Below are 26533 nucleotides of genomic sequence, written 5' to 3' on the forward strand. Positions count from 1 at the left end.
TGGACCGTACTCAGGTGATTCCGTGACCGAGAAACGCGAATACAGAGACGACTACCCCGACAAGACGCTGTACATCCCGGGTCCGACCGAGGTGCGTGAGGACGTCGTCGAGGCGATGTGCGAGCCGATGTTCGGCCACCGCATGGACCGCATGACGGACCTCTACACGACCATCGTCGAGGACACGAAGGAGTTCCTCGACACCGACAACGACGTCGTCGTCCTCACTGGGTCGGGGACCGAGTTCATGGAGAGTTCGATCCTCAACCTCGTCGACGAGAACGTCCTCGTGACGACCTGCGGGAGCTTCAGCGAGCGCCAGGCCAACGTCGCCGAACGCCTCGGCAAGACCGTCGACACCCTCGAGTACGAGTGGGGCCAGGCGGTCAAACCCGAGGACGTCCGCGAGACCCTCGAGACGAGCGACACCGACTACGACGTCGTCACCTGCGTGATGAACGAGAGTTCGACCGGCGTCCGAAACCCCGTCGAGGAGATCGGCGACGTCGTCGCCGAGTACCCGGACACCTACTTCGTCGTCGACGCCGTCTCGTCGCTGGGCGGCGACTACGTCGACATCGACGCCCACGGCATCGACGTCATCTTCACGTCGGTCCAGAAGGCGTTCGCCATGCCGCCGGGACTCGGGGTCTGCGTCGTCAGCGAGGACGCCTACGAGCGCGAACTCGAGAAGGATTCGGCGTCGTGGTACGGCGGCTTCCAGCGGACGCTCGACTACTACGACCGGAAAGGACAGACCCACTCCACGCCGGCGATCCCGATCATGCTCGCGTATCGAAAACAGATGAAACACATGCTCGAGGAAGGCCACGAGGCCCGCGACCAGCGCCACCGGGAGATGGCCGAGTACACCCGCGAGTGGGCCCGCGAGCACTTCGCGATGTTCCCCGAGGAGGGCTACGAATCCCAGACGGTCGCCTGCATCGAGAACACGCAGGGCATCGACGTCGCCGAAACCATCGAGGCCGTCTCCGAGGAGTACGACATGGTCTTCTCGAACGGCTACGGCTCACAGCTCGGCGAGAAGACGTTCCGCATCGGCCACATGGGCGAACACGACCTCGAGTCGATTAAGGCGCTGACCGACGCCATCGAAGACGTCGCCGGGCTCTGACCGTCCTCGAAAACGCGAACTCGAGGAAACCCTCGGACGAGCGGCCGGAACGTCGTCACGAGCGCGACTGCGTCGGCGCCGTGACGAGATGACGCTATTTCACTGGAACGACTATATTGTTCTCGACCCCACAGAGCGGTGGGTTACTCGACGATTTTCATGCTGACCAGGACGGTCGGGATGACGACGGGAATCGTCAGTATCGCACCGCTGATGACCACGAACGGGGCGACAGATTGAACGGGATAGGTGAGAACGTCGACCGTCATCCAGTTGACGACGTTTACCGTTACAGAATACGACACGGCCGCGAGCAGCACGATCACGCTGAACGTTACCGTCACCACGCTGACGACGTGTTGCGCAGATCGGCCGCCGGTTTCCGTCTCCGTTTGTACACTCATGCTGTATTGATCTCCACGGTATTGTGCTATCCGCACACGGTTAAATGACCCGAATTTATATCTCTAATAGAGATATGACTATTGTGCATATCCAGGGGCCAGTAACCATCACGGGACGAGTCACGGCGGAGTCGCCCGTCGCGTTTCGGCCAGTCGCCGAGCACCCCGGCGACTGGTACCTCGAGCGTCCGGTCGACGAGACGGTCGGGACTCGAGGACGTGAACCGCCGGTAGAACGATCCCGTCTCGGACGATGGAACGAAACGAGCCACAGCCCAATCGCACGTGACCGATCGAAAATGGGGCCGGCAGTCACTCGAGGTAAAACGGAGGGGCGCTCGGGCAGCTCAGGGAATCAGCTGCTCGCCGTCGTCGTCGTAGATCGTGATCGCGTCGACCGGGCAGGTCCGGGCGGCGAACTTCGCGTCTAGCTCGGCGTCCTCGGGTACGTTGCGGACGAAGACGCCGTCCTCGACCTCCTCGCTGTCCTCGAGGACCGCCTTCCCTGCGGACTTGTCCTCCTCGAAGGCGTCCCACTCGGCGACACACTGGTACATCCCGATGCAGGTCTCCCGGTCGAACTCGACTTTCATACTCGAGGGTTCGAACGATCGGCGTAAATCCTTGACGGACGGGGTCGTGTTATGTGTTATACGGAACCAAATGTCAGCGCCGTTTTACAATCAGGTGGACCGTCCAGTCGCGTATGCGATCGACCGAGGACGGGCACGCCGATCCGCTCGGACGCGCGATGTACGACTACCAGCGCGGCGACCAGGGGACGTTGACCTACCGCGACGGTGCCGCAGTGCGCGACGGCCACGTCGAGGAGTACTACTTTCAGCCGCCATCGGAGTGGGCCGACGCGACGGTGTCGCTGCTCGAGCGACTCGCGGCCGCCGACGGACCGGTGCTCGACGTGGGATGTGGCACGGGTCAGCACGCCCTGTGGTGGCAAGAACGCGGCGTCGACGTCGTCGGCGTCGACGTCAGCCCCTGGGCAGTGGCGGCCGCCCGCGAACGTGGCGTCGAGGCCGTTTCGATCGCGAACATGTTCGCCCTGCCGTTCGAACGCGACGCGTTCGGATCGCTTTACGCCGGCGGGACGCAACTCGGCCTCGCCGGGTCGCTCGCGGGGATCGGCGACCTCCTCGCGGAGTTCGCCCGCGTCACCGACGGCGAGGCCGTCGCCGTGGTCGACAACTACGATCCGACCGGCCTCGAGGAGTCGTTTTTCGGCTACCGACCAGATCCGCGCGAGGGCGTCGCCCACCGGTGTTTCCACTTCGAGTACGAGTTCGAGACCGACGACAGCGAGCGAGTTTGCGAGGTCGGGAAGTCGCTGCACTTTCTTTTGTGTTCGCCCGACCGCCTCCGCGAGGCTGCCATCGCCACGCCGTGGACGGTACGCGACGTCGTCGGTGGCGACGGCCACTACAGGGCGGTCCTGACGAAAGCGAACGAGAGAAACGGTCGATAGCGAGACGGGGTGACGGTTCCAGCCGGCACCTCGAGCGAGGCAGTCGCGTATCGGCGGTCCACGTTCGTCGCTTCGTCCAGCCGTCTTTCTCGACTGCGAGAGTGGGCGTGATCGACGGCCGAACGCTTTTGCCGCCGTTGAGCGAATCCAGTGGACGAATGGTCGCCCTCTCGTTCGGCGTGCTGGTCGCCGTCGCCATCGTCACCTGCCTGTTCATGGCGTGGGTCCTCGGGGCCAACAGCAACTCGCCGCCGTTCGCGCCGGCGATCGGAGCGAACGCGATCTCGACGATGCGCGCGGCGTTCGTCATCGGCCTCCTGGCGGCGGCGGGTGCGCTCATGCAGGGCGGGAGCATCTCCGAGACGATCGGCGCGGACCTCATCGACGGGGTGGCGATCACTCCGCTTGCAGCCACCGCCGGGCTGTTGACCGCGGCCACGTTCATGGCGGTCGGGATCTACACGCGCTATCCCATTCCGGCGGCGTTCGCGACGACGGGGGCGATGGTGGGCGTCGGACTCGGCCTCGGCGGCGATCCCGCGTTCGACACCTACCGCAGGCTGGGGACGTTCTGGCTGCTGGTCCCGTTCATGTCCGGCGGCCTCGCCTACGTCACCGCGGTCGTCCTCCGGCGCGACGACGTCCCCGAGTCGGTCAGCATTCCGGCGCTCGCCGGCCTCGTCGGGGCGATCCTCGCGAACGTCCGCCTCGGCGTCATTCCCGCCCCCGACGCGGCCCAGGGGACACTCGCCGGCTTCCTCTCGCGTCAGCTTGGAAACGGCCCTGCGCTCACCGACGGCGTCGACCTCGGGATAGTCCTCGTGACGCTCGGGGCAGGCCTGGTGAGCGCCTACCTGGTTCGCAAACAGGTCCTCGTCTCCGCCGAACGGGGAATCCGGTCGTTCCTGCTCGTACTCGGCGGGATCGTCGCGTTCTCCTCCGGCGGCTCGCAGGTCGGCCTCGCGACCGGGCCACTCGAGAACCTCTTTCGAACGCAACTCGGCCTGCCGACGACGCTTCTGCTCGCGATCGGCGCGGCCGGCATCCTCGCCGGTGCGTGGATGGGTGCGCCGCGGCTGTTACAGGCCACGTCCAGGGAATACGCCCAGCTCGGTGCCCGGCGCTCGATCGCGGCGCTCGTTCCCGGGTTCGTCATCGCCCAGCTCGCGATCGCGCTCGGGATCCCCATCTCGCTCAACAACATCGTCCTCTCGGGCGTGATCGGTGGCGGGCTGGCAGCGGGGTCTGCCGGCGTCTCCCGCCGGAAAATCGGCTTTACGGTCGCCTTCTGGCTGCTCACGCTCGGCTCGTCGATCGCCGTCGGGTTCGCCCTCTATCGCGCGTTCGCGACGGTCGTCGGCTAAGCGGCGAGCGTCACTCGAGTACCGTCACGGGAACCGGCGTCCGGTCGACGAGGGTCGCCGCGATCCCGCGGCCGAGAACCCGACGGAGGAGCCACGACGACTCCCGCCCGCGCACGACGACGTGATCGAACCCGCCCTCGGTGGCGAACCGCGGGACGACGGTCCCGGGCCGTCCCTCGGCCGTGACGATTCGCACGCGGTCGGCGGCGTCGACCGACTCGACGAGTGCCGCCGCACGCTCTCGCGTCTGTGCGGTCCGTTCGTCGTGTCGCTCGAGGACACCGCCCTCGCTCAGCGGCGCGTCGAGCGGCGTGACGACGGCCAGCACCGTCACGTCGGCGTCGGGAAAGTTCTCGAGTGCGTACTCGAGTGCCTCCTCCTCGCGGGGGCGGCCGAGCGTGGGAACGAGGACACGGTCCGGATCGACCATGACATCCACTTCGCGTGACCGTCCCAAGGGCCTATCGCCGGTCGAGCGACAGTTTAAACCGCAAGACGAGAAAAGAGGGAGTGATGAACGTCGAGGAGCTGTCGGGGCTGCCGCCCGGGGCCGTCTCGCACTTCCAGGACGAGGGGATCGAGGAGCTCTACCCGCCACAGGCCGCGGCGGTCGAGTCGGGGATCCTCAAGGGCGAGAACCTCGTCGCCGCCGTGCCGACGGCGAGCGGCAAGACGATGATCGCCGCCCTCTCGATGCTCTCGGCGATCGAACGCGGCGGAAAGGCGCTGTACATCGTCCCGCTGCGAGCGCTCGCCAGCGAGAAAAAAGCCGAGTTCGAGGCCTACGAGGAGTTCGGCGTGACCGTCGGCGTCACGACGGGCAACTACGAGTCGACGAGCGAGTGGCTCGCCACCAAGGACGTGATCGTCGCCACGAGCGAGAAAGTCGACTCGCTCGTTCGAAACGGCGCGGACTGGCTCTCCGACCTCACCTGCGTCGTCAGCGACGAGGTCCACCTCATCGACGACCGCAACCGGGGACCGACGCTCGAGGTCACGCTCGCGAAGCTCCGGAAGCTCAACCCCACCTTGCAGGTGGTCGCCCTCTCGGCGACCGTCGGTAACGCAGACGAGATCGCGACGTGGCTCGACGCGGAACTCGTCGACACCGACTGGCGACCGATCGACCTCCGAAGCGGCGTCCACTACGGCAACGCGTTGCACTTCGACGACGGAGAGACGCGAGAAGTGCCCGTCGAGGGTGGGGAGAAGCAGGAAGCCGCACTCGTTCGCGACATCCTCGACGAGGGCGGCTCGTCGCTCGCTTTCGTCAACTCCCGGCGCAACGCGGAAGCGGCAGCGCGGCGACTCTCGAACGTCACCTCGCGGGTACTCACCGACGGCGAACGGGCCGACCTCGCCGAGTTGGCCGAGGAGATCCGCGACGTGAGCGATACGGAAACCAGCGACGACCTCGCCGACTGCGTCGAACGTGGGGCCGCCTTCCACCACGCCGGACTCGCCGGCGAACACCGCTCGCTCGTCGAGGACGCCTTCCGCGACCGCCTGCTCAAGGTGATCGCCGCCACGCCGACGCTCGCCGCCGGGGTGAACACGCCCGCCCGCCGCGTGATCGTCCGCGACTGGCGGCGGTTCGACCCCAGCGCGGGCGGCATGACGCCACTGAACGTCCTCGAGGTCCACCAGATGATGGGACGGGCGGGCCGTCCCGGCCTCGATCCCTACGGCGAGGCCGTGTTGCTTTCCAACAGTCACGACGAGATGGACGAGCTGTTCGACCGCTACGTCTGGGCCGACCCCGAGCCCGTCCGCTCGAAACTCGCGGCCGAACCCGCACTCCGGACACACGTCCTCGCGACGATCGCCTCCGGCTTCGCCCGCACCCGCACGGGCCTGCTCGAGTTCATGGCGGAGACGCTCTACGCGAGCCAGTCGACCGAGTCCGGACGGTTAGAGACCGTGACCGACAGCGTCTTGCAATACCTCGAGGCCAACGACTTCGTCGAGCGCGAGACGACGGACGACGACGCGGGCGCGTTCACGTCCGCGGCCGACCTCGCCGGAGACGGCGACGACGTCGAACTCCGGGCGACGAGTCTCGGCCACACCGTCTCGCGGCTCTACCTCGATCCGATGAGCGCCGCCGAGATCGTCCACGGCCTCGAGTCGGCCGACGAGCGTCCGACCGCACTCGGGCTCTACCAGCTGGTCTCGCGAACGCCGGACATGTACGAGCTCTACTTGCGCTCGGGCGAGGACGACGAGTACGCGGAACTGTTCTACCAGCGCGAGGACGAACTGCTCGGCGACGGGCCCAGCGAGTACGAAGACGCCCGCTTCGAGGACTGGCTCGCCGCGCTCAAGACGGGCAAACTGCTCGCAGACTGGGCGAACGAGACCGACGAGGACCGGCTCACCGACCGCTACGGAATCGGCCCCGGAGACCTCCGCGGGAAGGTCGACACCGCCGAGTGGCTGCTCGGGGCGGCGGAGTCGCTCGCCGCCGAGGTCGGGAGCGAGTGGACCGCTGCCGTCCGCGAGGCACGAGCGCGGGTCGAACACGGCGTCGGCGAGGAACTGCTCGAGCTCGTCTCGGTCCGCGGCGTCGGACGCAAGCGCGCCCGCCAGCTCTACGACGTCGGTATCGAGACGCCCGCCGATCTCCGGGAGGCCGACAAGCGCGTCGTCCTCGACGCCCTGAAAGGGAAGAAGACCGCGGAGACGATTCTCGAGAACGCCGGCCGCGAGAACCCGTCGATGGACGGCGTCGAGGAACTACCCGACGAAGACGACGGGTTCGAACGAGCGCGGGACGCCGAGTCGACGGACGGCCAGGAAGACGAACCGGCCGAGAGCCAGTCCAGCCTGGGTGATTTCTGATGGAGCTACTCGAGGGCCGACTCGAAATCGACGACCTCGACGGCTTCGTCGCCCAGCTGGGCGAGATCGGCGACGACCACGACGTGACGATCCAGGCGTTCGACGCCCGCTACGTCGCCGACGCCCGCCACCTCGAACGGGCCGTCGAACTGGCAGACCGGGCGATCGAGCGCGGGGAGAACGTCGCTCGCGATCGGGCCGTCGAGATCCTGCTGTACGCCGCCGGCCGCAGGCAGATCGACGACGCACTCGAGATGGGCGTCTCGACGGGCGAGAACCGCGTCGTCGTCCTGGTCGACGGTGACGACGAGGTGGGCGCGCTCGCAGACCTCGAGGCGCTCGTCGAACCCGAGCCGACGCTCGGCGAGTACGACGAGGAGCTGCTGTGTTCGTTCTTCGACGTCACCGAGGCCGAGCGCGAGGCGACCTGGGCGAGTCTCGGAGACCTCGTCCGCGAGCGCGTGGCGTTGCTCGAGGTCGAGAAGTGACGAACGGCGCGACTCAGCCGGTCCACTCGTCGGCCAGCAGTCCGTACCGGTGGACGTCGACGCGTTCGCCCTCGACGAACGCCTCGTTTCGGAGCCGTCCCTCCTCGGTGAAACCCGCCTTCTCGAGGACGCGACGCGAGGCGGGGTTGGTCTCGTACACGCAGGCGTACACCTTGTCGAGCCGCCGCTGTGCGAACGCGTAGCGACACACCTGCGAAACTGCGTCCGTCGCGTAGCCCTGCCCCCAGTGATCCGGATCGACCATGTAGCCGAGTTCGGTCGTCCCCCAGACGTCGTTCGGCGCGTCGAGTCCGATAGACCCGACCGGTTCACCGTCGACGGCGATCAGGAGCCGAACCTTGTCCGACTCGCCGAGAGAGTCGATCCACTCGCGCTCTTGCACTCCGTTTAGCGGCGCTCCTGCGCCGATGTGACGGCGAACCCGAGGATCGTTGACGAGTTTCTGCAGGAACTCGGCGTCTTCGCACTCGATCGTCCGCAGTTCGACGACCTCCCCCTCGAGAAAGACTGCACCTGGCATACTCGCCGATAGTCGCCTGTCCACTTCAAGTTCGTTCTGGTATGACACACGATGCCAAAGAATTAGGGCTCGGCGCTACGCTCTTGTTCGCGCCGGTCGAACGGAGACGCAACTCTATGGCCACGCTCGAGGACCCGCTCGAGGTCGGCGGCGTCGAGATCCCGAACCGACTGTATCGCGCGCCGTTGCTCGAGTGTGCGGGCAACGGTCCGGACGCCGTCGAGACGCTGATCGACGACCTCGAGCCGGCGGCCGAATCGGGCGTCGGACTCGTCTGTCAGGGAGCGACGATCGTCCGCGGCGACGGCGGCTGTGCCGCGCCGGGGATGACGCGGGTCCACGACCCGGCGTTCGTCGCCCGCCTCGAGCGGCTGACCGACCGGATCCACGACCACGGGGGACGGATCTTCCTGCAACTCGAGCACGGGGGGCTGCGGAGCATGGAAACCTGGCACGCCGACTATCGTCGAGCGCATCCGGACCTCGAGCAACTGGCCGTCTCGCGGCCGCCGTGGCCGCTTCGACTGCTGGATCGCCTGGGGTTCTTGCACTACAACGTGCACGTCCTCTCGACCGACGAGGTGTACGAACTGGCGGCCGACTTCGGGCGATCGGCGGCGTACGCGGTCGACGCGGGCTACGACGGGATTCACATCGCTGGGGCGAACATGGGCATCGTCCAGCAGTTCCTCTCACCCTTTTACAACCGTCGCGAGGACGAGTTCGGCGGCTCGCCCGAGGCCCGCCTGCGATTTCTCGCGGTCGTCCACGACGAGATCCGCGAGCGGGCGGGCGACGTCCCGCTGATAACGAAAGTGCCCGCCGAAACGCCCGCGCCGCCCGTAATCCGGCGGAAACTGTCGCTCGAGGACGGCGTCGAGATCGCTCGCCGACTCGAGAAGATCGGTTACGACGCGGTCGTTCCCGTACAGACGTCCGTCACGTGGGACATGAGCATCGTCCGCGGGAAGTACCCGAAGCGGGCCTGGGCGAACGAGGGGCTGCGAGAGGGATACGACGCGGCCTTCGGCGGCCCGTGGCGAACCCGACTCGTGGCCGCGGCGAATCGACTCCAGTCGCTGCAGTACGGAACCGAACCGGCGTGGAACGAGGCGTTCTGCCGGCGCGTCCGCGAGGCGGTGTCGATCCCCGTGTTCGCCGAGGGCGGCATCCGCGAGCGAGCACAGATGGATCGACTGCTCGGCGCGGGCGCGAGGGACCCGGCCTGCGACGCCGTCGGCATGGCCCGGCCGTTCTACGCCGAACCGCGACTCGGCACCCGACTGCTCGAGACGACGGCGTCGCGGGTCCTCTGTGAAAGCTGTAACAACTGCACCGTACCGCAGGTGACCGGCGCGCCGGGGATGTGCCGGACGCCGTCGGTGCTGCGAAAGCGCGGCGAACTCGAGCGCGCAGGCGCATACGACCAGGGATCGCAGTCGTGAACGGTTCCGATACAGTGATACTGATCGATAAAGATACACGGTACCAAGACACATTCGATTCGATGACGTGGGGAACGCCCGTCGGCGTCGGGATCGATGTGGAGGCGGAATCGCCCGCCTGGTGAGAGAGTGCCCCAGTGCAACGCCTGTATGACGGAGATCGACGACACGACCGACACGCACGTCACGGTGGTCAAACCCGTCGACTACAAGGGTTCGACCAGGAAGATCAGACACTACTACTGTACGATCGAGTGTCTGCTCGAGAGCGCTAGCCAGTGACGACGACGCTCGTGAGTTCGGCGAGCGGTGCCTCGAGCGTGTAGTCCGGAGCGTCGACTCTGAACCGAGACTCGGGCGATCCAGCGTAGTGCAGCGTCAGGGTGTACGACCCGTCGGCGGCGATCGGCGCTGCCTCGCGACGGTCGGCCTCGAGTTGCTCGAGCATGACCATCTCGCCGGCGTAGTCGGCACTGCTCGTTCCGCGGATCTCGTAGCTCCGACGCTCGGTCTGAACGTCCGATCCGGCCAGCGGGTAGCCACGCTGGATCCACCCACCGAGCCCCTCGTCGATCGCGTACGTGTGTTCGTACCCCGCGTCGATCAGCGCCGCAGCGCGCATGGTAGAGAGGTGGTGCGGACAGCCACAGTAGGTGACGATCTGCGTATCGGTCGATCACGCCTCGACCGGATCGTCTTCGGTTCCGTCCGGTGCGGGCGAGAAGACGGCGTCCGCGATCCGGACCGCCTCGTACTGGTCGCGGCCACGCGCGTCGGCGAACCGGGCCTCGCCGTTTTCGTACCACTGGTAGACGTCGTCGACCGGTGCGAGCGGAACGTCGGTTCTGTCAGTGGTCGTCGTCTCGTACCCGTACTCGTTCGCTGCCGTGTCGCCGCCGAGGCAGCCGACGACGACACCGAGTGCGGCCGTCGCTCCAGCAGCGAGGCAGGTCCGTCGATTCATATCGGCTAGGCACCGACGGCGATGGAATAGTATTTCTGGTGACTCGAGGGATACCGGAGACCCCTTCGTTTCGACTGGAAACCGAACGCAGGAGTCGGGGGGATACTCGAGTCGAAATGGCAGAGAAGTAGTCCATCCTGGATTCGAACCAGGGTCGAAGCCCCCAGAAGGCTTCAGGATTGGCCACTACCCTAATGGACTGACATGTATCCGTCGGGTCCAACTACCGACGGTCTAATCTCTGGTATGGAGTGTTCGTATTAGAGTGTTACGAATCGATCGGTGATTGGAATACCGACTCACACTGGGAAGAAACCCCCTCATGTCGGTTATTCGGTCGATGGGTCTTGACATCCTCCACACGGCTAAAGCCGTGGGCTTTCTCCTGCATTTCTGTAATGTTTCATCCGGTGGCAGTTCGCACACAGAACGGAACACCGTTCGATCTCGGAGCGAATTCGATCCTTCGATCTGTCATCCGAAATTAATTCCGCGACAGTCGTCGCCTTGCTCTCGTCGTCGTGATGGAAATCGAGACATGCTACAGTATCGACGCTACACCGGGAACACCCGCTGTCTCGCTTTTGTTCGTTGAGCCACGCACGGAGTCGAGAGCGACGGCGTAACGTTCGTTCCGTATTCCACTCGGCGTTCCGATAATGCCATCGCTGATCGACCGAAAGGTCGTCCCAGTCGAGATCCGAGGGGAGATCGACGTCGTCAGGTTTCGGCGTAACGCGAGAACCGGTAGAGGATGCTGTCGCCAGACCTGCACGCTCTTTCGCCCTGTTCTATCCACCACACGTTCGAATGATGGTCGCGGACGCGGGTGTCAGTCCCAACTCTTCGTACTGTGCTTTCGTCGGCGATTCGCCGAGTCGGTCGGCGGCCTCGAGTAGCGCCTCGAGACACTCGTCTTCCGTCGTCACACCGCCGTTCGCCGCGTTTTCGGTTATAAACTCTCGAGTCCGGATCAGGACAGTTGCGGCCACTCGAGTGCGAACCGACACCCCTTTTCCCCTCTCTCGCCCATCCTCGAGTATGTACGTCGGACGATTCCTGGTCGTGGGACCCGAGGCTGGCGCGTACCGCGTCTCCTCGCGGTCGTTCCCGAACCGCCAGATCACCGCTCGAGACGACGCGCTCACCGTCTCGCCGACCGAAGACGCGCCGCCGACCGACAACCCGTACGTCTCGTACAACTGCCTTCGAGTCGTCGAGACGCCGACGGGCGAGACGGCGGCGTTCGGAAACGGCTCGCACGTCGATCCGATCGCCGAGAAACTCGAGCTGGGGTATCCCGCCCGGGACGCCCTCGCGACGAGCCTGCTCGCGCTCGACTACGAGAAAGACGACTACGACACCCCGCGGATCGCGGCGACGATCGACGCCGACGGCGAGGCGTTGATCGGCACCGTTCGCAAAGACGCCCTGCTCGTCGAGACCGTCACGGAGCCGACGCTGGTCGCGACCTACGAGACGGATTCGCCCGAGGCGTTCGACTTCGAGGCGACGACGGCCGAAGCAGCCGCCCAGGACGCGTACGACCTCGAGTTCGAGCACGCGGTCTGTGCGGCTGGCGTCGCCCGCACCGAGGACGGGTTCGAGACGGCGATCGAGAACGGCGACGAGTAAGCGCGTCGTCCCGGACAAACTACATATTTCTGGCGGGCTTCGATCCGGCTATGCGAGTCGGACTCATCTCCGACGTCCACGCGAACCGGGTCGCTCTCGAGGCGGTCCTCGAGGACATGCCGTCGGTCGACGCGCTTGCCTGTGCGGGCGACGTCGTCGGCTACAACCCGTGGCCCGCGGCGTGCGTCGACGCGCTCCGGTCCCGTGACGTGCCGACGGTGATGGGCAACCACGACCTGGCCGTCGTCGAGCGCAGTTCGTTTCGGTTCAACGAACTGGCCAGCGCCGGCGTCGAATACGCACAGCAGCAACTGGACGCCGAGCAGCGCCGCTGGCTCGAGTCGCTGCCGACCGAGCGTCGGGAGTTCGACGGGCGAGTGAAACTCGTCCACGGCCACCCGGACGATCCGAACCGCTACACCTACCCCGAGGAGTTCTCGCCGCGTCTGCTCGGCGACGAGGACGTGCTCGTGCTCGGACACACGCACGTCCAGCACGTCGAACGCTACGCCGAGGGGATCGTCGTCAATCCCGGCAGCGTCGGCCAGCCGCGCGACGGCGATCCCCGGGCCGCCTACGCCGTCGTCGACCTCGAGGCGATGACCGTCGACACCTGCCGCGTCGAGTACGACGTCGACGCCGTCCGAAAGACGGTCGAGGAGGCGAGACTCCCCGAGCGCATCGGGACGCGTCTGACCCGCGGGCAGTGAGCACACGCAGGAGGTAAGTGACCGTGACGTTCTCGAAATCATAGGTGCGTGCTAACAGCTATCAATGGGGGCGTGGTACGTCGGTTCGCATGGCGCTACAACGGATGCTCAGCGGCGATCCCGCGAAGAGTTCGATGCTCTACATCGGCATCGGCGTCCTCTCGCTGGTGAAAGCGATCGCGGTGCGAAAGGACAGAGAGCGGTTCCGCCGGGAACTGCTCGACGCCGGACTGTTCCTCGGCGTGGGACTCGTCTTGCGGCAGTACAGTCAGCTCAAAGAAGAAAAGCGCGAGGAGATGCTCGAGAGCGTCCCCGAGTGGCTTCGTGGCGAATCGACGACGGGAACGGCCGGGCTACGAGCGAAGGCGAAACAGCGGCTAGGGAGCGAGTCCGAACCCGAGCCGACGTTCACAGAGCGCGCTCGCCAGGTCGTGACACAGATTCGATAGGAGAAGACGCCATCACCCGGGACGGAACGCCGTTCGCGTACACGACGATCAGGAGGGAACGGGCTCGAGTTCGGCGGTGAAGTGGCGAAGTTCGGGGATCTCGGGTTCGCTCTCGATGCGAAGCCCCGTCACCTCGGTGCGGTTCTCGAGGACGGCGGCCGCCGTGTCGACGACGTGTTCGATGTGCTCGCGGTGGTAGGTCCGACGCGGGAGTGCGAGCCGGACGAGTTCGGGACGGTCGGTGTTGGGGAACGCGAAACTCCCGAGTTCGACGCCGCGGACGCCGCCTTCGCGGTAGAGTTCGCAGACGAGCACCTGGCCAGGGAACTGACCGGCCGGGACCGTCGGGAAGATCGCTTCTGCGTCGAGGTAGACCGCGTGACCGCCCGTGGGCGTGTAGATCGGGACGCCCGCCGCCTCCAGAGCGGCACCGAGTTCGCGAACCTGATCGATTCGATCCGCGACGTAGGCCTCCTCGACGGCTTCCCGGAGGCCGACCGCCATCGCCGCCATATCCCTGCCGGCCATCCCGCCGTAGGTGGGAAAGCCCTCGTAGAGGATGGCCCGCTGTTTGCAGGCCTCGTAGAGGTCACGGTCGGTCGTCGCGACGAACCCGCCGGCGTTGGCGAGCCCGTCTTTCTTCCCGCTCATCACCAGGGCGTCGGCGTAGCCAAGTTGCTCGCGGGCGACGTCGGCGACCGACGCGTTCGTGAACGTCGCCTCTCGCTCCGTGACGAAGGAGGCGTTCTCCGCGAACCGGCAGGCGTCGATCACGAACGTCGCGTCGATCTCGTCGGCGAACTCGCGGGCGGCGCGGGTGTTCTCGACGCTCACCGGCTGTCCCGCCGCCGAGTTGTTCGTGATCGTCGATACGACGACGGGAACGTTCTCGGCGCCGACCTCGTCGACGACCTCGCGGGCGCGCTCGACCGAGAAGTTCCCCTTGAACGGTTCGTCGCTGTCGGGATCGTGGGCGGCGTCGACCGGACAGTCGACCGGCTCTGCGCCCTGGTTCGCCACGTGAGCGCGAGTGGTGTCGAAGTGGGTGTTGTTCAGCGCGACGTCGCCCTCCGAGAGCAGGGTTCCGTAGAGGACGTTCTCCGCTCCTCGACCCTGGTGGGCCGGGACGACGTACGGAAAGCCCATCACGTCCTGGACGGCCGACTCGAGGCGGTCGAAACTCGACGACCCGGCGTAAGCCTCGTCGCCACGGATCAGCGCGGCCCACTGGGCGTCGCTCATCGTCCCCGTTCCGCTGTCCGTGAGCAGGTCGACGAACACGTCGGCGGCGTCGAGGTTGAAGACGTTGTAGCCGGCGGCCTCGAGGTTTCGTTCCCGCTGCTCCCGACTGGGCAGCGAGATCCGTTCGACCATCTTGGACTTGTAGGCGACCATACCCTAGAACGGACCGGAGGCCTGTTCAATCCATCTGGTGGTTTTCGGGTTCTAACGGCTCGAGGCGGCGGTTTATCGCCGAAGTCGACGAGCGATGTACGAATCAGTCCGCTCTCGACGGGGTCGTCGGCGACACGTTACGTTCCCGTCAAAAAAACACGGAGTTATAATGCAAGAGAGTCATGACATGACATGGCAGGATACGACCAGACCCTGCGACCATTCCTCTGGCGCGCCGAACGACTGTACCCGGACAGGGAACTCGTCTCGCGGACGCACGAGGGAATCGAACGATACACCTACGGCGACTACGCCGAACGGATCCGACAGCTGGCCAACGCGCTCGAGGCCGCGGGCGTCGGGGAAGGTGATCGGGTCGGTACCTTCTGCTGGAACCACCACCGGCACGCGGAGGTGTACTTCGCAGCGCCGAACGTCGGCGGACAACTCCACACGATCAACCCACTGCTCCCACCCAAACACATCCAGTACATCGTCGAGAACGCCGCCGACCGGCTGATATTCGTCGACCCGTCCCTGCTCGAGGTGCTCGAGGACGCCTACGACGCCGAGGCCTTCGAGAACGTCGAACAGTTCGTCGTGATGGGCGCTGCGGTCCCGGAGACCGACCTCGAATCCGTCGTCGACTACGAGTCGTTCATCGGCGAGCACGACGGCGATTACGAGTGGCCGGAACTCGACGAAGAACTCCCGGCGGGAATGTGCTACACGTCGGGGACGACGGGCGAGCCGAAAGGCGTCGAGTACACCCAGAAGATGCTCTGGAGTCACACGATGGCGACGCTGACGCCGATGGGCCTCGGAATCGACGATTCCGACGTCGTCATGCCCGTCGTGCCGATGTTCCACGTCAACGCCTGGGGGCTGCCGTTCTCCTCGACGGCCGCCGGCGCGAAACACGTCTACCCCGGCCCCGCACCCGATCCGGCGGATCTCGCGGCGCTCATCGAGGAGGAAGGCGTCACCCTCACCGCGGGCGTTCCGACGGTCTGGCTCGGCCTGCTCGAGTACATAGAGAACAACGAGGTCGACCTCTCCTCGCTCGAGCGGATCGTCATCGGCGGCAGCGCCGCGCCGCGGAGCGTCATCCGGCGATTCGACGAGCTGGGCGTCGAGGTCGTCCACGCCTGGGGAATGACCGAGACCGCCCCCATCGGCACTGTCTCGCACCTCAAGCCGGATCTCGAGGACCTCCCGAAAGACCAGCAGTACGAAAAGCGGACGAAACAGGGGCTGATCGTCCCCGGCCTCGAGTTCAAGGTCGTCGACGACGACGGTGAAGAAGTGCCATGGAATAGCGCGGAACGAAGTTCCGCGGACCGTTCGAGCGGGCAAAGCCCGCGAGAAGACGGTGAGGACTTCGGCGAACTCCTGATCCGCGGCCCGTGGGTCACCGACTCGTACTTCAAGCGCCCGGAGGCAGACGAGACCGACTTCGAGGGGTCGTGGCTCAAGACCGGCGACATCGTCAGCGTCGACCGCGACGGCTACGTCAAGATCGTCGACCGGGCGAAAGACGTCATCAAAAGCGGCGGCGAGTGGATCTCCTCGGTCGAACTCGAGAACACGATCATGGCCCACGACGCCGTCGCCGAGGCGACCGTCGTCGGCGTCCCCCACGAGAAGTGGCAGGAACGCCCCGCGGCGTTCGTCGTGCCGGTCGACGACGCCGACGTCGATCGCGACGCCCTCGAGGCAGACCTCCATGAGACGATCGCCGGCGAGTTCGTCGACTGGTGGACGCCGGACGCGATCGTCTTCATCGACGAGGTGCCGAAGACGGCGACCGGCAAGTTCGACAAGAAGGTGCTCCGCGAGGAGTACGCAGACGAGGAGTTACTCGCAGACGAGTGAGCCGACGAAAACCGAACGCGAACGCGTCGTCGAACGCTAGAACAGGTCCTGGGTGATCTCGAGGGTCTGCTCGCGATCGTCCCAGTCGACGAAGATAGCGACGCTGGTCGCGCTCGTGATGAGGTCGTGGATGTTGATCCGGGCGTTCTCGATCGGGTTGACGATCTCGCTGATGATACCGGGTCGGTTGGGGAGTTCACCGCCGGTGACGCGAACGACGGCCAGCGGCGAGTCGACGGTGACACTCGAGAGCGCGTCCTGTTCGATGACCTGTCGGTGGAGGATGTTCTCGGCGAACTCGGCTTCCTCGTCGTCGACGTAGAAGGTGACAGTGTCCATGCCGCTGGCGACGGCGTCGATGTTGACGTCGTGGTCGCCGAGGGCGGCCGACAGCGACTGGAAGACGCCGGGCTGGTTGCGGATGGCGCGGCCGGCGACGGTGAGACAGGCGAGTGGCTCCTCGCGCATGTCCACCAGGTTCTCGAACTGGCCTTCGATGCTGGTGCCGCCGGTCAGGAGGTCGCCGTGCTGGTAGTGGACGACGCGAACGTCGAGGTCGCCGTCCTTGTACGACAGCGCCGAGGGCGCGACCACTTCCGCGCCCCGAAACGAGAGGTTCCGGAGTTCGTCGACGGAGATCTCACCGACGTTACGGGCACCTTCGACGACGTTGGGATCGCCGGTCATGACGCCCTCGACGTCGGTGACGATCACGACCTCGTCGGCCTCCATGTACTTGCCGAGCATCACGGCCGTCGTGTCGGAGCCGCCACGCCCGAGCGTCGTGATCGACCCGTCGGGGCCTTCCGCGAGGAAGCCGGTGATGACGGGAACCACGCCCTCGAGATCTGCTGCGACCTCGAGTGCGCGTTTGCGGGTCTCCTCGACGTCGACCTCGCCGTACTCGTCGGTGACGACTGGCCAGTCGTCGCTGCCGGGTTCCAGGAAGCACGCGTCGACGCCACGAGCCGAGAGCGCAGCCTTGAGCATGCGAACGGACGTGCGCTCGCCCATACTGACGATCTGGGCCTGATCCGCCTCGTCGGCCTCGAACGTGATCTCGTCTAGAAGATCGTCGGTCGTCGATCCCATCGCGCTGGCGACGACGGCGATCTCGTGGCCGTCTTCGACTGCGGCGGCGATCGAGTCGGCGGCGCGGTTGATCCGATCACCGCTTCCGAGACTGGTGCCGCCGAACTTCGCTACGACGCGCATGGCCACACCCCACTGGCTTGTGGCGAACCGATGGATACACTCATGTACAGGTTCGTTGCCGGAGAGGGCAGATAACTGTGTTCATCTCTCCCGATGTTACCGGACACGGGCGGGTCAGCCGAGGTGATATACTGCCGGACAACACGGTACAGACATCGTTCGCACTCGAGACGCGATCGAGTATTCACTGACTGTTGTCCGGTAGTATAGACCGAGCAGACGATGGGAAAAACCTGTACGTTCGTATCGGAACTGAAGCCTGTTCGGGCGGGATTTATACCAGTGTGTGTCATTACCGGTCATTGATGAACGTACGGGATGCACTCGAGGCCGACGCGGACGCGCTCGCGGCGATCGCCGACTCGCCAACCGACGTAATGCGGAATCTCGTGCACGATCGCACGGTGCGCGTGGCCGAAGACGGCGCCCGGGCCACGGATCCGAACGCCGACGTCGAAGGCTCACAGTACGACGGTTCGGATCCCGAAGATCTGCTCGGATTCATCAGCTTCGACGCCCAGGAAGAGACGGTCCACATCACGCAGATCGACGGAACCGAAGACGCCTGCGAACGCCTCCTCGCGGAACCGGTTCGGTTCGCCGAGCGCGAGGCGATGGCCGTCGAGGTGCTCGTTCCGATCGGCGACGAGGACGTCAAGGCGGCTGCCGAGGCGCTGGGCTTCGAGGAGAACGGATTCGGCCCGCAGTTCGACGGCTCGCGGACGATACGGTTTCGACTCGAGCCGAGCTCCTGAGCGTCAGGCCGACAGAGACGGAACGAGCGCAGACGCTAGCTGAACTTCTGGACCGTAACGTCGAGGGTATCTAGGTCGACGATCGGGGCGTATCCCGCGTCGGGATCGATGTTGACGCTCTTCTGGAAGTCGGTCTGGGCCTGCCAGCAGCCGGAGTTGATCGCCAACACGTTGTGGTACTTGCCGAAGCCGAGTTTGTGGACGTGGCCGGTGTGAAAGATGTCGGGTACCTCGTCGATAGCGAGGTAATCTTTCTTCTCGGGCGCGAGGCGGGTGTGGCCACCGAACTGCGGGGCGACGTGGCGCTTTTTGAGCAGCTGGTACATCGCCCTGTGAGGCTCGTCGTAACTCGCCTTCTCCTCGGGGAGTTCCGCGATCACCTCGTCCAGCGAGACGCCGTGGTACATCAACACCGAGACGCCCTCGACGGTGACGGTCGAGGGGTTGCTCACGATCCGGGCGTCGTGGGCCGACATGATCTCGCGCAGGTCCTCGTCGAACCCGGGCTGGGGCTCGGCGAGCCGGACCGCGTCGTGGTTGCCCGGGATCATGACGATCTCGAGGTCGCCGGGAACTCGCTTCAGGTGTTCGCTGAACGCCTCGTACTGCTCGTAGATATCGACGATATCGAGTTCCTCGTCCTGGTTGGGGTAGACGCCGACGCCCTCGACCATGTCGCCGGCGATCAGCAGGTACTCGACGTGTGCGGCCGCCTCGGTGTGGAGCCAGTCGGCAAAGCGGTTCCACGCGTCCGCCATGAACTCCTGGCTGCCGACGTGGACGTCGCTGATCAGCGCCGCCTGCACGTGGCGATCCGCAGTCGAGGGGTCGTGCGTTCGCGGAACGTCGGGGAAGTACAGTGAGTCGACGAAGGCGATTCCCGAATCGTCGGAGAGCGTCCCCTCCATCGCCAGCACCTCGTCGTACAGCAGCTGGTCGACGAGGTCGACGTACTCGCGATCTTTCATCACCAGCCACGGGAACGTCCCCGTGGCGTCCTCGAGTTCGATCAGCCAGTGGCCGCTCGCGGTCGACCGGACGTCGTTGACGAGTCCGACCATCGCGACCTCGCTGCCGCCGGGCATGTCCTCGATGGCGGTCGCCGGCCGGTGGTTGACTCGCCCACGGAGCTTCGAGCCGAGCCGATCGAGTCGGTCGCGAAAGACGGAGACGAAGTCGCGATACTCGCCGGTTCCCGTACTCTGGCCCGTCATGTCGCCAACGATCTCGAGGTCTCGCTGCGACGGATCGACCGATCGCTCGAAGCCACCGTCAGACCCCATCGTTTCGACTGCAGATCTCGCTTCCGTATCTCGATGATTCCTCGAATCGTCTCCAGTTGAAGTAGAGGTGTCGGGTCGATCGGCGTCACCGCCAGCGGAGCCACGGGACGAGTCGAGAACCGATCGCACGTGGTCGCATTCGACGACGAGGGCGTCCTCGGGGACAGCGTCGACGACGCGCTCGAGCGTCGCACCCGGATCGTCGGCCGACGCGATCAGCGTCACTGCCTCGCGTTCGGCGTTGTATCCGCGGTTCGTGAGTTCGCTCACGATCCGAGCGGGACCCTCGAGTGGCACACCACTCGAATTCGTGAGCGCGGAAATAAGGGTGGCGAATGCGTCGACGGCGGTGATGGTTCGCCGAGACGAATCGACGACAGAGCCAGGTCGATGAGAGCCAGGTCGGTGACGTGAGAGGGAACAGAAGGTTGATTGCCGGCCCCGGCAAAACAGGTGACGATGAGCGGTCCCGGCTCCGACGACTCCTCGGACGATTTCGGCGACAGTGACGACTGGGATCGACGGGAGTCGTCGTCCACGAGCGACCACGACGATCAACGCCGGCCGTCGTCTCGGAGGGACGGTCGAGAGACGACGGGCGAAGCGGACAGCGGAGGACTCGACGACAGATCAGGTCAGTCGGACGCCGACGTGGAGCGTCGTGCCAGCGACGAGCACAGGGAAGAGTATCGCAGCGACGCCGATCGACCGCGGGACGCACGGTCGACGTCGAGTTCCAGGCCGGTGACGGTCGAAGACGACGGCGTCTTCCGCTGGTTTCTGCGGAGCAACGACGGGACGGTCGTCGCGATGCGCGACGTCTTAAGTAGCGTCGCGATCGTCCTCCTCGTCGGCCTCGTGCTGTTCGGCGTCAGCGGCGTCTGGCCACCGCTGGTCGCCGTCGAGAGCGGCAGCATGGAACCGCACATGGAACGCGGCGATCTGGTCTTCGTCGTCAACGAGACGCGGTTCGTCGGCAACGAGCCGATCGACGGGACGGGCGTGGTTACCTACGACGCCGGCGCGACCGCCGGGTACGAGCAGTTCGGCAATCCCGGCGACGTCATCATCTTCAAACCCGACGGAAGCGAATCGCAGACGCCGATTATCCATCGGGCACACTTCTGGGTCGACGAAGACGAAAACTGGGTCGAGACGAAAGCGAACCCGGAGTACACTGGTGGTGCCACCTGTGCGGAAGTGCGAACCTGTCCCGCCCCGTACGCCGGCTTCGTCACGAAAGGCGACGCGAACAGCGGCTACGATCAGGCACACGGCGGCGCGAGAAAGGGGATCGTCAAGCCCGAGTGGATCACCGGCAAGGCCATGTTCCGAATTCCGTGGCTCGGCCACATCCGCCTCGCGTTCGACCAGACGCTGACGGCGCAGACGCTGACGACGTCACCAGACGCGGGCGCGGCGTCCACGTCCGGACTGTCACCCGCTCCGGACGGGATCGAGATCGGCCTCGTCGGGGTCGCGAGCGCACTCGCCGTCGCCGGCAGTCGACGACCGGGAAGCTGGTGACTGCGTAAGTTCGGGAGCACGTGAGCCCGGAGCGACGTTTCGACTCGAGGCCGTACGATCAGTTGTCGAATCGAGCCTGGACGAACGGCTGGACGTCGTCGATGTCGGAGAGCCGGGAGTCAGACTGCAAGACGACCTCCGTCTCTTCCAGTGGAACCGAGAGGCTGATCTCTTTCGTTCGGCCGTACCGACCCTTCGAGACCACGACGGCGTTGACGATGCCGAGCATGTCGAGTTCGCTGATCAGGTCCGTGACTCGACGCTGGGTGAGGACGTCCGCGTCGATCTCCTCGCAGAGACGCTTGTAGATGTTGAACACCTCGCCCGTGTTGATGCTGTGGACGCCGTTTTTCTCGAGGAGAATGATCGCAAAGAGGACGAGTTTGCTCTGCGTGGGGAGAGTCCGAACGACCTCGACGACGCGGTCGAGTTCGATCTTGTCCTGTGCCTGCCGGACGTGTTCTTCGACGATCGTCTCGGCCTGGGACCGTTCGGCGAGTTCGCCCGCCGTGCGAAGTAAATCGAGCGCGCGTCGGGCGTCGCCGTGTTCCTGTGCGGCGAAGGCAGCACACAGCGGGATGACGTCCGGTGAGAGCGCACCGTCTTTGAACGCCACCTCGGATCGGTGCTGGAGGATGTCCCGGAGCTGATTTGCGTCGTACGGCGGAAAGACGATCTCCTCTTCGCCCAGGCTCGACTTGACGCGAGGGTCGAGAAAGTCCGTGAACTTCAGGTCGTTGCTGATTCCGATGATCGACACCCGCGAGTTCTCGAGTTCGGAGTTCATCCGCGAGAGGTTATAGAGAGTGTCGTCGCCGCTTTTCTCGACGAGTTTGTCGATCTCGTCGAGCATGATGACGACCACGCGCTCGGAGTAATCGACTGCGTCGAAGAAGACGCTGTAGACGCGGTCGGTCGGCCAGCCGGTCATCGGCACCTCCTCGAAGTTCTCTCTGTCCGCCTCGAGCGACTCGATCTGCGCTTCGACGTCGGCGACCGACGAGAACGGCGTCCCGGCGAGTGGATGTCCGGCGGCGTCGCGACCGTCGACCGACGAGTCCGAAACCGACATCCCGGGTGACTCGGATCTGTTCCCCGATGACTCGGACCCGTTCTCCGGCGACCCATACCCCTTCGTTTCGACTGGAGAATCGCCCGACTGCGAGACGATTCCGTCGTCGTCTCGAGTCGTTTCGAGGGGGTCGTCGCGACTATCTGCGTTTGCGTCGTGCTCGTCGACGGCCGCGACGAGGTCCTCGAGTGAGGCGATCCGGTCGTCGATGAGCCGTTCGTTCTCCTCGATGAACTTGTTCGCGAGCTGGGCGAGGACGCGATACTGCGTGTCCGTCACCTCGCAGTTGATGTACTCGACGTCACACGGGACGCTGTACTTCTGGGAGGTGCTCTCGAGTTCCTTGCTGACGAACTTCGCGCTCGCCGTCTTGCCCGTCCCGGTCTTGCCGTAGATGAGGATGTTCGATGGCGTCTCGCCGCGGAGCGCTGCGACGAGGATCGTCGCCATCTTGTTGATCTGGTCGCTCCGGTGTGGAAGTTCGTGTGGCGTGTACGACGGCCGGAGAACCTCCTTGTTCTCGAAGATCGGTTCGCCGCTGAGCAGATCGTCGAACAGGCCCTGATTCGACTCGTCGTCGGTCAGCTCGGTTTCCGGTAGATTCGTCGCGAACCCGCTAGGGGAGTCGAGATTGACCTCCTGGCTCGAGCCCGGTCGTTCTGAGTTATCGTCAGACATTCGTCGTACGCGTACCCCCTTGTTTCGTGTGGAACACCGACCCGAGGACGGGAATTTGGGCTCGTACACGGCTCGAGAAAGCCATCGTGTGCGAACAGATCCGTTCGTCGGGTCCAGTTGATGCAAACGAACCAGAGGGGTACCTAGGTATTAAATTATTCCCTTCAGAACGGAAGATGGTCAGGTAGCTCAAGAGATCGATCCGTCCGATTGGACTGCAGTCGGTGGGTTTCGTCTCGAAGTGATGGAGAACCGACGGACCGAGCGAGGTTGTGTGAGTGTACTAACAGTTTGGCGAGAATCGAGACGGTAGCGAGCCAGAAGAGAGACCAGAGATGCAGTGGAGGTTGCGCGATCGATGACACGTAATCTCGTTATCGATGATACGTGATAGCACACAGTAGAGAGACAGCGCCGAAAGTTGTCGACCAGTGTCACTGACAGTGAGTGTCACCGACCAGTGTCATTGACAGTGAGTGTCACCGACCAGTGTCATTGACAGTGAGTGTCACCCAATTTGTTGAGACTGTTTCGCAGGATTTTTGCAGGATCTGGATCGTGTCTCTCGGAATCGTTTTCTGTTAGAGAGTGTCTATCGAATTGCTGGGTATCCCCCCCACCCCTTCGTTTCAGGTGGAACTCTCCGAGGGAGGGGGTGGGGGGATGACGGTCTCTAGAACGGGAAGATTCAAGTAGATAGGAAGAAAACAATATCCGCACTCCTAGCAAATCGAGTATTTTACTAGAAATAGCCGTTCTAGTTGCTAGGAACCACTAGAATTCTCTCAGATAGAGCCTCGAGTTACTAGAACGAACTCTTCTGTCGAATTCGTCGGTTTCTGGGCTTCAGCTCCTCGGTCGAGGTGAAACGAGGGGTCTATTTCCTCCACATCCCTGCCGTTCGGTCGATTACAGGGACACTGCCTCGAGTGTCTCCAGTTGAAACGAAGGGGTGGGGGGCATCTCGCCGGGCCTATATCAGTCAAAGGTGATATTGTCTCTTATAGTGATAGGCATCGATATTATCTATCATGTGCTATCGTACCGTATCTTATCGGTACTCTGCCCGTAATACCGTATCATCGTCTCGCACACCCCGAAGCCGCACACAGCATCACGACTCGTCTTGGAGAACTGTCACAGATAACTGTCATTACATAATATTGGTTATTAATCACGTCTGACGTAGGCTTAAGTGAGTCGAGTCCAGTATTACGCGCAGACGCACCCCCGTAGGTGCCGGAGGACCCAAGGATGGGACTGTTCACAGAACTCAAAGATAGTATCTCTCGCGTTACGGAACGCCTGTTTTCGGAACAGGAGCCCAAGCGGATCGGTATCTACGGTCCGCCGAATGCCGGGAAAACGACGCTGGCGAATCGAATTGCGCGCGACTGGACCGGCGACGCGGTCGGTGCCGAAAGTCACGTTCCACACGAGACGCGACGTGCGCGCAGGAAGGAAAACGTCGATATCGAACGCGACGGCAAGAAGGTCACGATCGACATCGTCGACACGCCGGGGGTGACGACGAAAGTCGACTACGAGGAGTTTACCGACGAGATGAGCAAGGACGACGCCATCCGCAGGTCCCGCGAGGCGACGGAGGGCGTCGCCGAGGCGATGCACTGGCTGCGCGAGGACGTCGACGGCGTTATCTACGTGTTAGACAGTGCCGAAGACCCGATCACGCAGGTCAACACGATGCTGATCGGGATCATCGAGTCCCGCGACCTTCCGGTCCTCATCTTCGCGAACAAGATCGACCTGGAGGAGTCGAGCGTCAAACGCATCGAAGACGCCTTCCCCCAACACGAGACGATCCCGCTTTCGGCGAAGGAGGGTGACAACATGGACGAAGTGTACGACAGCATCGCGGAGTACTTCGGGTGATATCATGCCAGAAGCACGAGGGAAAGACGACGCCGACGGCGTTCAGATCGACCTCATCAGTGGCCAGCGGATGGACGAGATGGCCACCATGGAGAAGATCCGGATGATCCTGGATGGCGTCCACGACGGAAAGATCGTCATCCTCGAGGAGGGACTTACCCCTGACGAGGAGAGCAGGCTCATCGAGGTGACGATGACCGAGATCAGCCCGGACGAGTTCAACGGCATCGAGATCGAGACTTACCCGAAGTCGAGTGCGAACAACTCGTCGCTGCTCGGGCGGTTGATGGGCAATAGCGAATCGAACGCCAAACTGACCGTGATCGGGCCGGCCGATCAGATCGAAACACTCCACAAAGACGAAACGCTCATCAGCGCACTCGTGTCCCGAAACTAATGCCTCACCAGTGTACGAACTGCGGCCGCACGTTCGCCGATGGGTCCAAAGAGATGCTCTCTGGATGTCCCGACTGTGGTGGCAACAAGTTCCAGTTCGTCCCGTCCACCAGCGCGAAATCGAGCGCGGCCGCCCAGTCGCGCGAACGCGCCGAACAGCGTCCGTCCGACGACTCCGACGGCGCGATCTCTCGAGGCGTCGAGACGGTTCGCGAGTTCGTCTCCGACGGAACGAGCGACGATCGCTCGTGGCCGTCACACGACGACGCTGAAACCGCCGCGTCGGACTCCTCGACCGGCGAGTTCGCGGCGTGGCCCGACTCCGCCCGCCCGCCAGAAGACCGATCGTCGGTCGGCAACGAGTCGTCGGCCTCCGGGATGCCGTCGAGCGGTGACGAACCCTCGAGCGTCGACACGTCCCGTGCTGGACCGAGACCCGACGCCGACGCCACGACGGACGTCGGCGATGGCACACGTCGAGACGAGACCGAAGACACGGCACAGGCCGACGCCCGAAGCGAGGTCGTCTCGTCCGAGGAGTTGCCCGCACACTCGGCGCGTCCTGACGAGGACGAGCGGCCGGACCACGGCCGCGTCGTCAGCGAGCCGTCCGACGACCGGCCATCGCTCGAGGAACTTCGCGAGGAGCTCAACGATCAGTTCGAGAGTATCAAGATCCTCCGTCCGGGCCAGTACGAACTCAACCTGATGGAACTGTACGATCGCGAAGAGTACATCGTCTCGTTGCAAGAGGACGGTCGGTACGTTATCAACGTACCAGACTCCTGGCGCGACGCAGAGTAACGATCCCCGAGGGACCTGCTCGCGTCACAGCGTGTCCCATCCGAGTGAGTCGACGTTTGCAACGCCTCTGTTTCTTCTGCGAATCAGCTCGATTTTTGATGATGAATCTCTGTCCGTGGTGGTTCGGCTCCAGTCGAAAAGACGCGATCGCCCCGGTCGGTGATCGTCGACTCCGGAGGTATCG

Annotated in this window: 24 protein-coding genes, 1 tRNA gene and 2 pseudogenes; 16 read left to right on the forward strand and 11 right to left on the reverse strand. The window is 64.4% G+C overall.

Translation table 11 applies throughout. The features are described 5' to 3' along the window. Positions 1-22 precede the first annotated feature (22 nt). A complete protein-coding gene (locus tag MU558_RS06985) occupies positions 23-1135 on the forward strand; it encodes a pyridoxal-phosphate-dependent aminotransferase family protein (protein ID WP_246973332.1) in 1113 nt (370 codons plus the stop codon). Positions 1136-1278: 143 nt separating this feature from the next. Here MU558_RS06985 and MU558_RS06990 read toward each other — a convergent pair whose 3' ends face one another. Together MU558_RS06990 and MU558_RS06995 are read right to left on the reverse strand one after the other, a co-directional pair. Beyond that, complete coding sequence (locus MU558_RS06990) at positions 1279-1539, reverse strand: hypothetical protein (RefSeq protein ID WP_246973334.1); 261 nt, start codon at positions 1537-1539, stop codon at positions 1279-1281. Positions 1540-1886: 347 nt separating this feature from the next. Continuing rightward, entirely contained in the window at positions 1887-2132 is a 246-nt protein-coding gene (locus MU558_RS06995) for a ferredoxin (protein ID WP_246973335.1), read from the reverse strand. A 113-nt stretch (positions 2133-2245) separates the two neighbouring features. Here MU558_RS06995 and MU558_RS07000 point away from each other — a divergent pair, with 113 nt between their 5' ends. Further along, positions 2246-3019, forward strand: coding sequence for a class I SAM-dependent methyltransferase (locus tag MU558_RS07000; RefSeq protein WP_246973337.1), 774 nt, complete (start codon positions 2246-2248; stop codon positions 3017-3019). Positions 3020-3177: 158 nt separating this feature from the next. Continuing rightward, positions 3178-4383, forward strand: coding sequence for an inorganic phosphate transporter (locus MU558_RS07005; protein WP_246973339.1), 1206 nt, complete (start codon positions 3178-3180; stop codon positions 4381-4383). A 10-nt stretch (positions 4384-4393) separates the two neighbouring features. Here the strand turns inward: MU558_RS07005 and MU558_RS07010 are convergent, their stop codons facing one another. Further along, positions 4394-4813, reverse strand: coding sequence for a universal stress protein (locus MU558_RS07010; RefSeq protein ID WP_246973341.1), 420 nt, complete (start codon positions 4811-4813; stop codon positions 4394-4396). An 83-nt stretch (positions 4814-4896) separates the two neighbouring features. Here MU558_RS07010 and MU558_RS07015 point away from each other — a divergent pair, with 83 nt between their 5' ends. After that, positions 4897-7224 (forward strand): ATP-dependent DNA helicase, encoded by a 2328-nt coding sequence (locus tag MU558_RS07015; protein WP_246973353.1) that lies wholly within the window; start codon positions 4897-4899, stop codon positions 7222-7224. After that, positions 7224-7712, forward strand: coding sequence for a KEOPS complex subunit Cgi121 (gene cgi121 / locus MU558_RS07020; protein ID WP_246973355.1), 489 nt, complete (start codon positions 7224-7226; stop codon positions 7710-7712). The genes MU558_RS07015 and cgi121 overlap by 1 nt, the downstream gene beginning before the upstream one ends. Positions 7713-7725: 13 nt before the next feature. Here cgi121 and MU558_RS07025 read toward each other — a convergent pair whose 3' ends face one another. Further along, the gene (locus MU558_RS07025) at positions 7726-8253 is read right to left on the reverse strand and encodes a GNAT family N-acetyltransferase (RefSeq protein WP_246973358.1); all 528 of its coding nucleotides are present in this window, start codon (positions 8251-8253) and stop codon (positions 7726-7728) included. A gap of 116 nt (positions 8254-8369) precedes the next feature. On the opposite strand from MU558_RS07025, the gene MU558_RS07030 reads away from it, so the two are divergent. Then, a complete protein-coding gene (locus MU558_RS07030) occupies positions 8370-9698 on the forward strand; it encodes an oxidoreductase (protein WP_246973361.1) in 1329 nt (442 codons plus the stop codon). Positions 9699-9848: 150 nt separating this feature from the next. Beyond that, complete coding sequence (locus tag MU558_RS23145; RefSeq protein ID WP_265781576.1) at positions 9849-9980, forward strand: hypothetical protein; 132 nt, start codon at positions 9849-9851, stop codon at positions 9978-9980. Here the strand turns inward: MU558_RS23145 and MU558_RS07035 are convergent. The 3 genes and pseudogenes from MU558_RS07035 to MU558_RS07045 all read right to left on the reverse strand — a co-directional run. Next, a pseudogene (locus MU558_RS07035) lies at positions 9970-10662 on the reverse strand (rhodanese-like domain-containing protein). The gene MU558_RS23145 and the pseudogene MU558_RS07035 overlap by 11 nt on opposite strands. Positions 10663-10790: 128 nt before the next feature. After that, a tRNA-Gln gene (locus tag MU558_RS07040) sits at positions 10791-10863 on the reverse strand. Between the two features lie 194 nt (positions 10864-11057). After that, positions 11058-11591: pseudogene (locus MU558_RS07045) on the reverse strand (homing endonuclease associated repeat-containing protein); the annotation flags it as partial. Between the two features lie 112 nt (positions 11592-11703). On the opposite strand from MU558_RS07045, the gene MU558_RS07050 reads away from it, so the two are divergent. From MU558_RS07050 to MU558_RS07060, 3 genes are all read left to right on the forward strand, one after another. After that, entirely contained in the window at positions 11704-12297 is a 594-nt protein-coding gene (locus tag MU558_RS07050; protein WP_246973364.1) for an IMP cyclohydrolase, read from the forward strand. A gap of 50 nt (positions 12298-12347) precedes the next feature. Beyond that, entirely contained in the window at positions 12348-13007 is a 660-nt protein-coding gene (locus tag MU558_RS07055; protein WP_246973370.1) for a metallophosphoesterase family protein, read from the forward strand. An 89-nt stretch (positions 13008-13096) separates the two neighbouring features. Next, positions 13097-13456 carry a hypothetical protein gene (locus MU558_RS07060; RefSeq protein ID WP_246973372.1) on the forward strand — a complete coding sequence of 120 codons (360 nt, stop codon included), beginning with the start codon at positions 13097-13099 and terminating at the stop codon, positions 13454-13456. Positions 13457-13504: 48 nt separating this feature from the next. Here MU558_RS07060 and MU558_RS07065 read toward each other — a convergent pair whose 3' ends face one another. After that, positions 13505-14851 carry a tryptophanase gene (locus MU558_RS07065; RefSeq protein WP_246973374.1) on the reverse strand — a complete coding sequence of 449 codons (1347 nt, stop codon included), beginning with the start codon at positions 14849-14851 and terminating at the stop codon, positions 13505-13507. A 192-nt stretch (positions 14852-15043) separates the two neighbouring features. Between MU558_RS07065 and MU558_RS07070 the strand changes: the two genes are divergently transcribed. After that, positions 15044-16726, forward strand: coding sequence for a long-chain fatty acid--CoA ligase (locus tag MU558_RS07070; protein WP_246973376.1), 1683 nt, complete (start codon positions 15044-15046; stop codon positions 16724-16726). A gap of 36 nt (positions 16727-16762) precedes the next feature. Here MU558_RS07070 and MU558_RS07075 read toward each other — a convergent pair whose 3' ends face one another. Then, positions 16763-17941 carry an aspartate kinase gene (locus MU558_RS07075; RefSeq protein WP_246973380.1) on the reverse strand — a complete coding sequence of 393 codons (1179 nt, stop codon included), beginning with the start codon at positions 17939-17941 and terminating at the stop codon, positions 16763-16765. A gap of 305 nt (positions 17942-18246) precedes the next feature. Here MU558_RS07075 and MU558_RS07080 point away from each other — a divergent pair, with 305 nt between their 5' ends. Continuing rightward, a complete protein-coding gene (locus MU558_RS07080) occupies positions 18247-18696 on the forward strand; it encodes a hypothetical protein (RefSeq protein ID WP_246973383.1) in 450 nt (149 codons plus the stop codon). A gap of 35 nt (positions 18697-18731) precedes the next feature. Here MU558_RS07080 and MU558_RS07085 read toward each other — a convergent pair whose 3' ends face one another. Beyond that, a complete protein-coding gene (locus tag MU558_RS07085; protein ID WP_246973386.1) occupies positions 18732-20276 on the reverse strand; it encodes a DNA-directed DNA polymerase II small subunit in 1545 nt (514 codons plus the stop codon). A 162-nt stretch (positions 20277-20438) separates the two neighbouring features. Here MU558_RS07085 and MU558_RS07090 point away from each other — a divergent pair, with 162 nt between their 5' ends. Further along, entirely contained in the window at positions 20439-21506 is a 1068-nt protein-coding gene (locus MU558_RS07090; RefSeq protein ID WP_246973389.1) for a S26 family signal peptidase, read from the forward strand. 58 nt (positions 21507-21564) lie between these two features. Here the strand turns inward: MU558_RS07090 and MU558_RS07095 are convergent, their stop codons facing one another. Next, positions 21565-23256: a Cdc6/Cdc18 family protein gene (locus tag MU558_RS07095; protein WP_246973392.1), complete on the reverse strand. Its 1692-nt coding sequence runs from the start codon at positions 23254-23256 to the stop codon at positions 21565-21567. Between the two features lie 1254 nt (positions 23257-24510). Here MU558_RS07095 and MU558_RS07100 point away from each other — a divergent pair. Genes MU558_RS07100 through MU558_RS07110 form a run of 3 tightly spaced genes read left to right on the forward strand, consistent with a single transcriptional unit; the run spans position 24511 to position 26349 of the window. Then, a complete protein-coding gene (locus MU558_RS07100; RefSeq protein WP_246973395.1) occupies positions 24511-25149 on the forward strand; it encodes an Era-like GTP-binding protein in 639 nt (212 codons plus the stop codon). Positions 25150-25153: 4 nt separating this feature from the next. Beyond that, the gene (locus tag MU558_RS07105) at positions 25154-25546 is read left to right on the forward strand and encodes a DUF2073 domain-containing protein (RefSeq protein WP_246973397.1); all 393 of its coding nucleotides are present in this window, start codon (positions 25154-25156) and stop codon (positions 25544-25546) included. Continuing rightward, a complete protein-coding gene (locus MU558_RS07110) occupies positions 25546-26349 on the forward strand; it encodes a Zn-ribbon domain-containing protein (protein ID WP_246973405.1) in 804 nt (267 codons plus the stop codon). Before MU558_RS07105 ends, MU558_RS07110 begins: the two co-directional genes overlap by 1 nt. Positions 26350-26533 lie beyond the last annotated feature (184 nt).

The sequence above is a fragment of the Natribaculum luteum genome, from assembly GCF_023008545.1.
GTDB lineage: Archaea > Halobacteriota > Halobacteria > Halobacteriales > Natrialbaceae > Natribaculum > Natribaculum luteum.

Excerpts from the sequence above, each read along its gene's own strand:
- MU558_RS06990 (WP_246973334.1), bottom strand. The coding sequence starts at position 1,539 with ATGAGTGTACAAACGGAGACGGAAACCGGCGGCCGATCTGCGCAACAC.
- MU558_RS06995 (WP_246973335.1), bottom strand. The coding sequence starts at position 2,132 with ATGAAAGTCGAGTTCGACCGGGAGACCTGCATCGGGATGTACCAGTGT.
- MU558_RS07000 (WP_246973337.1), top strand. The coding sequence starts at position 2,246 with ATGCGATCGACCGAGGACGGGCACGCCGATCCGCTCGGACGCGCGATG.
- MU558_RS07005 (WP_246973339.1), top strand. The coding sequence starts at position 3,178 with ATGGTCGCCCTCTCGTTCGGCGTGCTGGTCGCCGTCGCCATCGTCACC.
- MU558_RS07010 (WP_246973341.1), bottom strand. The coding sequence starts at position 4,813 with ATGGTCGATCCGGACCGTGTCCTCGTTCCCACGCTCGGCCGCCCCCGC.
- MU558_RS07015 (WP_246973353.1), top strand. The coding sequence starts at position 4,897 with ATGAACGTCGAGGAGCTGTCGGGGCTGCCGCCCGGGGCCGTCTCGCAC.
- cgi121 (WP_246973355.1), top strand. The coding sequence starts at position 7,224 with ATGGAGCTACTCGAGGGCCGACTCGAAATCGACGACCTCGACGGCTTC.
- MU558_RS07025 (WP_246973358.1), bottom strand. The coding sequence starts at position 8,253 with ATGCCAGGTGCAGTCTTTCTCGAGGGGGAGGTCGTCGAACTGCGGACG.
- MU558_RS07030 (WP_246973361.1), top strand. The coding sequence starts at position 8,370 with ATGGCCACGCTCGAGGACCCGCTCGAGGTCGGCGGCGTCGAGATCCCG.
- MU558_RS23145 (WP_265781576.1), top strand. The coding sequence starts at position 9,849 with ATGACGGAGATCGACGACACGACCGACACGCACGTCACGGTGGTCAAA.
- MU558_RS07050 (WP_246973364.1), top strand. The coding sequence starts at position 11,704 with ATGTACGTCGGACGATTCCTGGTCGTGGGACCCGAGGCTGGCGCGTAC.
- MU558_RS07055 (WP_246973370.1), top strand. The coding sequence starts at position 12,348 with ATGCGAGTCGGACTCATCTCCGACGTCCACGCGAACCGGGTCGCTCTC.
- MU558_RS07060 (WP_246973372.1), top strand. The coding sequence starts at position 13,097 with ATGGCGCTACAACGGATGCTCAGCGGCGATCCCGCGAAGAGTTCGATG.
- MU558_RS07065 (WP_246973374.1), bottom strand. The coding sequence starts at position 14,851 with ATGGTCGCCTACAAGTCCAAGATGGTCGAACGGATCTCGCTGCCCAGT.
- MU558_RS07070 (WP_246973376.1), top strand. The coding sequence starts at position 15,044 with ATGGCAGGATACGACCAGACCCTGCGACCATTCCTCTGGCGCGCCGAA.
- MU558_RS07075 (WP_246973380.1), bottom strand. The coding sequence starts at position 17,941 with ATGCGCGTCGTAGCGAAGTTCGGCGGCACCAGTCTCGGAAGCGGTGAT.
- MU558_RS07080 (WP_246973383.1), top strand. The coding sequence starts at position 18,247 with ATGAACGTACGGGATGCACTCGAGGCCGACGCGGACGCGCTCGCGGCG.
- MU558_RS07090 (WP_246973389.1), top strand. The coding sequence starts at position 20,439 with ATGAGCGGTCCCGGCTCCGACGACTCCTCGGACGATTTCGGCGACAGT.
- MU558_RS07095 (WP_246973392.1), bottom strand. The coding sequence starts at position 23,256 with ATGTCTGACGATAACTCAGAACGACCGGGCTCGAGCCAGGAGGTCAAT.
- MU558_RS07100 (WP_246973395.1), top strand. The coding sequence starts at position 24,511 with ATGGGACTGTTCACAGAACTCAAAGATAGTATCTCTCGCGTTACGGAA.
- MU558_RS07105 (WP_246973397.1), top strand. The coding sequence starts at position 25,154 with ATGCCAGAAGCACGAGGGAAAGACGACGCCGACGGCGTTCAGATCGAC.
- MU558_RS07110 (WP_246973405.1), top strand. The coding sequence starts at position 25,546 with ATGCCTCACCAGTGTACGAACTGCGGCCGCACGTTCGCCGATGGGTCC.